The 6,575-nt window shown below is 70.3% G+C and carries 5 protein-coding genes; 3 read left to right on the forward strand and 2 right to left on the reverse strand.

Annotated features, from left to right (window positions below):
* Positions 1-9: 9 nt before the first annotated feature.
* The 3 genes from KY469_19705 to KY469_19715 all read left to right on the forward strand — a co-directional run bounded on the left by KY469_19705 (position 10) and on the right by KY469_19715 (position 4,646).
* Positions 10-1,164 (forward strand): acetyl-CoA C-acetyltransferase, encoded by a 1,155-nt coding sequence (locus KY469_19705; GenBank protein ID MBW3665325.1) that lies wholly within the window; start codon positions 10-12, stop codon positions 1,162-1,164.
* A 160-nt stretch (positions 1,165-1,324) separates the two neighbouring features.
* Complete coding sequence (locus KY469_19710) at positions 1,325-1,660, forward strand: hypothetical protein (protein MBW3665326.1); 336 nt, start codon at positions 1,325-1,327, stop codon at positions 1,658-1,660.
* Between the two features lie 106 nt (positions 1,661-1,766).
* Entirely contained in the window at positions 1,767-4,646 is a 2,880-nt protein-coding gene (locus KY469_19715; protein MBW3665327.1) for a hypothetical protein, read from the forward strand.
* Here the strand turns inward: KY469_19715 and KY469_19720 are convergent.
* On the reverse strand, positions 4,643-5,752 hold the full coding sequence (locus KY469_19720) for a nitronate monooxygenase (GenBank protein MBW3665328.1): 1,110 nt from the start codon (positions 5,750-5,752) through the stop codon (positions 4,643-4,645). The two genes, KY469_19715 and KY469_19720, sit on opposite strands and share 4 nt — an antisense overlap.
* Positions 5,749-6,504, reverse strand: a complete 756-nt coding sequence (locus tag KY469_19725) for a CoA-transferase (GenBank protein MBW3665329.1) — start codon at positions 6,502-6,504, stop codon at positions 5,749-5,751. Before KY469_19725 ends, KY469_19720 begins: the two co-directional genes overlap by 4 nt.
* Between the last annotated feature and the right edge of the window lie 71 nt (positions 6,505-6,575).

A 6,575-nucleotide genomic window follows, 5' to 3' on the forward strand; every position in this document is an offset into this window, starting at 1 on the left:
TGGTGCGCCATGGCCGAAGCGTTCATCGTCGAGGCGAAGCGATCGCCGGTCGGTCGCAAGAAGGGCGGCCTGGCAGAGGTCCACCCGGCTGACCTCGGGGCGCACAGCATCGAGGCGGTGGTCGAGTCCACTGGCATCGACCCCGGCCTCGTCGAGGACGTCATCTTCGGCAACGTCGACTCCATCGGGTCCCAGGCCGGCGACATCGCCCGGACGTGCTGGCTGGCGGCGGGCTATCCCGAGCACGTGCCTGGCGTGACGATCGACCGGCAGTGCGGGTCGTCGCAGCAGGCGGTCCACTTCGCCGCGGCCCTCGTCAAGGCGGGACTCAACGACCTCGTGATCGCTGGCGGCGTGCAGAACATGAGCCAGATCCCCATCTCCGCGGCGATGATCGCGGGACGCCAGTTCGGCATCGAGCACCCGTTCCACGGCAGTGAGGGCTGGGACGCCCGCTACGGAGACCAGCCGGTCAGCCAGTTCCACGGCGCCGAGCTGATCGCCGAGAAGTGGGGGATCAGCCGCGAGGACATGGAGGCGTTCGCCTACGAGTCGCACCAGCGTGCGATCCGCGCCATCGACGAGGGCCGCTTCGATCGCGAGGTCGTCCCGCTGGCCGACGTCCGTCACGACGAGGGTCCGCGCCCCGACACCTCTCTCGAGAAGATGGCGTCGCTGCCGGCGCTCCAGGAGGGCGGCCGCCTCACGGCCGCGGTCGCGAGCCAGATCAGCGACGCCTCCGCCGCGCTGCTCATCGCCTCGGAGACAGCGATCGAGGAGCACGGGCTTACGCCCCGCGCGCGCATCCACCACCTCAGCGTGGTCGGCGGCGATCCCATCATGATGCTCGCCGCCCCGATCCCCGCGACCGCGCAGGCGCTCGAGCGCACCGGCCTGACACCCGACGACATCGATCTCGTCGAGATCAACGAGGCGTTCGCGTCGGTGGTGCTCGCGTGGCAGCAGGAGACCGGCTTCGACTTCGACAAGGTGAACGTCAACGGCGGCGCCATCGCGCTGGGCCACCCGCTCGGGGCGACTGGGGCGCGGCTCATGACCACGCTGCTGCACGAGCTCGAGCGCACCGGCGGCCGCTACGGCCTGCAGACCATGTGCGAGGGCGGCGGCCAGGCCAACGTCACGGTCTTGGAGCGACTCACGTAGCCGCGCGAAGATCGAACCGCTGAACCTGTCCGACCGGTTCAACGGTTCGACCTTCCGGCCACCGCGGGCGGGTTGACAGCGGAACGTGGTCGATCAACTACTCAAGGTGACTAGCCACCCGGCCGAGACCACTACCAGGGACCGGACGGAGGACAGGCACGTGGCTCGTAGCCGACTGCTGGCGGTGCTCGCGACCGCGATGATCGGGTTCTCGGCCTCCGCTGCCCCCCTCGCCGCTCTCGAGGTCCCCGGGGTGAGCGATGACGTCTCCGCGCCCGTCGAGATCGCCGTGCAACGGGTCGAGGAGCAGCTCGCTCCCGTCGGGCCTGCCCTCGAGGGTGATGGGATCCTCACTGCCGGCGGGCTCGAGACGCCGCTCGACCAGCACCCGCTCGTTAACCTGGTCCGGGCGCTGGCCCTCGCGCTCGTGCTCGCGACCACGAGCCTGACGGGGCTCATCGGCCAGCGTCTGGGCCTCGCGCACCGGCCCCGCTGACCTCGAGACCTGCCTGTCCGGACGGGCCCGGAAACGAAGCAGGGAACGGGGCGGCGGACGTCGAAGCACACGGTGGAACCGGACCCCCCGATCGAGGATCTCCGCCGTGCGCACCCTCGTAAGCGCCCGCAGCGCCATCATCGTGCTCGTCCTCGGGCTCGCCGTCGCTCTGACCCCGCTCCTCGGCGGCACCCCCACCGCGTTCAGCGGCCCCGTCGCCGACAGCGACGAGGCCTACCTGCTCTGCGGCCGCATCTTCCCCGACCCCCAGGCCTACTGGGCCCCTGAGGTCGGCGAGGACACGCCCCATCCGGGCACGGGCACGTCGCCCTACGCCAAGGGCAACGCCCCGTGCGCTGCACGGACGTTCATCACCTTCGAGGAGGCGCTCCGCGGACTGACCTACATGGCGGACGCGAACGAGACGACGAAGGACTACGTCGACCTGATCGACCTGACCACCAGCGAGGACCCGCGCATCCGCGAGGTGCTCGACGAGGAACTGGGCGACGGCTGGTCGGAGGGGATCCCCAACGAGCTGGGCGAGCGTGAGAAGGTGCCGATGTACCTCGTGAAGGTCACGGCCCCCGAGGGCGAGCAGCTCGTCGAGGGTGTGCCGATCGTCCCCGAGGCGGAGCGCGATCACTTCGTGTGGGCGCTGTCGATGCACGGCATCGAGCGGGCTGGTATCGAAGGAGGGCTACGCGCCGCCGAGGACCTGGCGACGTGGGCGAAGGAGGACCCGAACCGTCCCATCCTCGAGACCGCTGGCGAGACCATCACCACGAGGGACGGGCTGGAGGCGCGCAACATCCCGGTCGGTGAGGTGATGATGCGCTCCGTGTCCTACTTCGTGCTCATGAACCCCGACGGCTGGCGCCGCGGCGACCCCGAGGCGGCGAACACCTCGTTCATGCGTTACAACGGCAACGGCATGGACCTCAACCGCGACTGGCCCGAACTCGGCCACATGGAGCCCGGCTACAGCGCCTTCTCGGAGTCCGAGAGCCGCAGCGTCGGCAAGGTCCTGCAGAACCTGTCGGACAACTGGACCGGTGGCATCGACCTGCACGGCATGGTCGTCGCCAACGCGTTCAGCTACACCCTGATCGGCGGCAGCCAGCGGCCCTACGGCAAGAACGAACGGGTCATGCAGTTCGTCGAGCAGGCCTGGGCCGACGCTGAGGAACGCCTGGCGTGGTCGCCGCAGATCAAGCCCAACTCCGCACCCGAGCAGTGCGTCGAGTTCGCCGGCGTTGCCCCGAACGGGGACACCCACCTGCCGCCCGAGGAGGAGTGCGACCAGCGCGCCTACGGCGTGCAGTACGGGACCATCTGGGACACCATCGAGTACACCGTCACCGGGGCGATGGGCAACTGGATCGACTCACCGGTCGGGCTCAACGCCGACGGCATCGACAACGAGATGATGCTCAGCCACCTCGGCAACTGCGGCACCGGCACCTGCTTCCTGCCTGAGGCCGAGCAGCTCCACGTCGACGGGAACAAGTCGCTGATCTACGCGATGCTCAACTTCTCGATCCAGCCCCCTCCGGCCGAGTTCGAGGTCGGAGGTGATGTCGGTTACCTCGTGAACCCGCGTCGCCTGGTCGACCACGGCTACGAGGCGCCGACCGCTCCCGAGGGCGCCGTCGACGCGGACGATGTGTCCGGGACGGCGAACCACACCGGCAGCCAGACGGTGCTGCACAGCTGGGAGGTGGACAACGCCTCCGGTGAGACGTTCATCGCTGGGATGTCGGGCAGCGTCCGGTGGAGCAACGTCGCGGCCGAGAGCGCCGGTGACGTCAACTCAATCGACATCGAGTACTTCGACTCGGCTAGGGGTGAGTGGATCGATCGACCCACCTACCGGGGCGGCATCCTGTACCGCACGCCGGGGGCCCACAGCGACTGGAACTACCCCGAGGACGGCGAGTACCGCCTGGTCGTCAACGGCCAGGCCCGCACGCAGGTGTTCTGGGAGCTCGAGCTGTCCACCGAGCCGGTGTGGGACCAGCCCATCCAGGCGCCCTACGACGCCACCAACATGGACTTCTTCGCCGAGCTCGAGCCGTTCCTGGGCGCGAACACGACGCTGACGGCTTTGGACGTGGACGAGGTGCTGTCGGGCGAGCGCTCGCTGTCGGACTTCGACACCGTCATCGCCATCGACGACGCGCTGTTGCCCGGCTACAACGGCAACCGCCCTGCGGCCATGGGCGTGGACGACCTGCCACCCACGCACTACGGCCCCGCTGACGCGGCCGCGATCGGGCAGCGGCTGAACGACTTCGCCACCGCCGGTGGCAACGTCGTGCTCACGGACGACGCCATCCGCGGCGCAGCCTGGATGGGCCTGGTCGAGGACGGCGATGTGCGGAGCCGCAACGTCTACGCCGGGCACGCCTCGTTCAACACCCCCGACGGCTACGAGGACCCGCTCGCGGCGGGCCTCGACCAGCCGGGTTCCGCCGAGGGCGTCAACGGCCGCCGCCAGACCGTCGAGCCGGTGCCACTGGGCTACCCGGTCGGTGGCAACCTGCCGGAGTGGAACCTCCGTGCGAGCGCCGTGACGGGGGTCGGTGGTCGGGTCGTGGCCTACGAGAGCGGCAACAGCGACCGCGCGGCGGTGGCCGAGATCCCGGTCGGCGAAGGTGTCGTGCGCACGTTCGGGTCGGCGCTGCCGTTCCCGACCACGCAGTACTACCACCCGCTCGGCCTGGCCAGCTACAGCATCACCGACAACGGCTACACGCTGCTGAAGAACCTCCTCGCCTGGGAGAACGCGTCGCAGTCGGCGACCCCGGACCTGACCGACGCGGACATCACGTGGGTCGAGTCGGACACGCCGAACCGCGTCTACGTCGACGGCACGAACTTCCGCGACGAGGGCCCGTGGCTGAACGCTGGCACCGGTGCTGGCGCTGCGACCGCGAGCGCGGTTCGTCTCACGGCGGTCCAGCGTGAGCTGCTGATCCGCTAAGCGGAACGGCTCCCACCCGCAACGCCGCCCTCGAGACGCTCGAGGGCGGCGTTCGCTTCGGCGACGACGCGCTCGATCAGCTCAGCCACGGTCGGCAGATCCTCTATGACCCCCACGACCTGACCGCTCGCCATGACCCCGCCCCGCAGGTCACCCTCGACCATCGCGGCCCGCAGCAGCATGGGCGTGTTAGCGGCCATGAGCACCTGGGCCCAGGTGAGGTCGCGGGTGCGCTTCATCGCGATGCCCTCTGCCAGCATCCCGCGCAGCGGGGTGCCGGTCATGCGACGGAACGCGAGCGCGTTGCGGATCGCGGTCGTCAGGGTCCGGACACGGCCGCCGCGTTCGAGTCCCGTCACCCGCTCGGTCGCGAGCACCCGATGGGGGACGCCGTCGACCTTGGTGGTCCGCACGGTGTCGAACACCGAGTGGCCGAGGTAGAAGCGCTTGACCTCATCGGGCACGGTCGACTCCTGGGTCAGCAGGAACCGGGTCCCCATCGCGATGCCGCTGGCGCCGTACGCGAGCGCGGCCACGAGGCCACGTCCGTCGTAGAACCCCCCGGCTGCGACGACCGGGATGTCGACCGTGTCGACGACCTGTGGCAGCAGCAGCGACGTCGGGACCGAGCCGGTGTGGCCGCCGCCCTCGCCACCCTGAACGAGCACCGCGTCGACGCCCATCGCCGCGACCTTCTCGGCGTGGCGCTGCGCCCCGACGCTCGGTATCACCACGACGCCGGCGTCCTTCAGGCGGGCGATGAGGTCGCCCTTCGGGGCGAGCGCGAACGAGGCGACCTTCACGCCCCGCTCGATCAGCACGTCGATGCGCTCGCCGGCATCGGGCGCGTCGGCGCGGAGGTTGACGCCGAACGGGGCGTCGGTGCGCTCGCGTACCTCCGCGATCGCGTCGGCGAGCTCCGGGGTCGTCATCGTGGCTGCGGCGAGGATCCCCAACCCGCCGGCGTTGGCGGTGGCCGCGACGAGGCGGGGGCCGGCGACCCAGCCCATACCCGTCTGGACGATGGGGTAGCGCACCCCGACGAGGTCGCAGAAGGCGGTGCGTAGCGCAGGATGCGGCGTCGGGTGTGCCGTGGGGTCCGTCACGGCTCGGGCACCTCACGGTGGCGCAGGTCATCGGGGTCGAGCCAGGTGATCAGTTCGAGCTCGTCCGAGGTCGGGGCGCGGGTCTCGTGGACGTCGTCGGCGACGGCGAGCTCGAAACCGGTCGCGTCCTGTACGTCCTCGACGGCGACACCGGGGTGGACCGCGACCAGACGCACCGTGGCGTCGGGGCCGCCGAGGTCGAGCACGCCCAGGTCGGTGACGATGGTACGGATGTCGTGGAGACGCTCAACGACCGCCCCCGCTCGTCGCGCCCGGTCCGTGCCGATGCCGGAGACGAAGTCCACCTCCTCGACGAACACGCGGGTCGAATGGCCGGCCACCCAGTAGCTGGTGGCGTGGTTGGCGCTGTTGCCCGGCGCCCCGCGTGCTCCGAGCAGCTGCACCTTGGGGCGGCTCCAGTCGCCGATCGCGGAGATGTTCTGGTTGCCGTACCGGTCGAGCTGGCTCGCGCCCATCATGACGTGGCGTGTCCCTGCCGCGACGACCTCGAACACCTGCCGGAACGGCAGCCAGCCCTCCACCGCAGCGTCGGCCTCGGCACCGAGCGGCACAGCCTCGGCGAGCAGGTACGCCTCGCCGTCGGTCAGCAGCAGGTCGGGCTCGAACGTCGTCTTGGCAAGCAGCGCCCCGAGCCGTGGCACGGTCCCCATCGGCGAGGCCACGATCTCGCCGTCGCCGCGGAACGCCTCGGCGCAGGCGATGACGCAGTGATCGGCACGGGTGGATGTCATGCCTCCCCCCTGGAGGGGGGAGGGGCCGGCGTTGCCGGCCTGGGGGGTGAGGCCTGATAGGTCATGCCTCC

This window comes from Actinomycetota bacterium (assembly GCA_019347575.1).
GTDB lineage: Bacteria > Actinomycetota > Nitriliruptoria > Nitriliruptorales > Nitriliruptoraceae > JAHWKY01.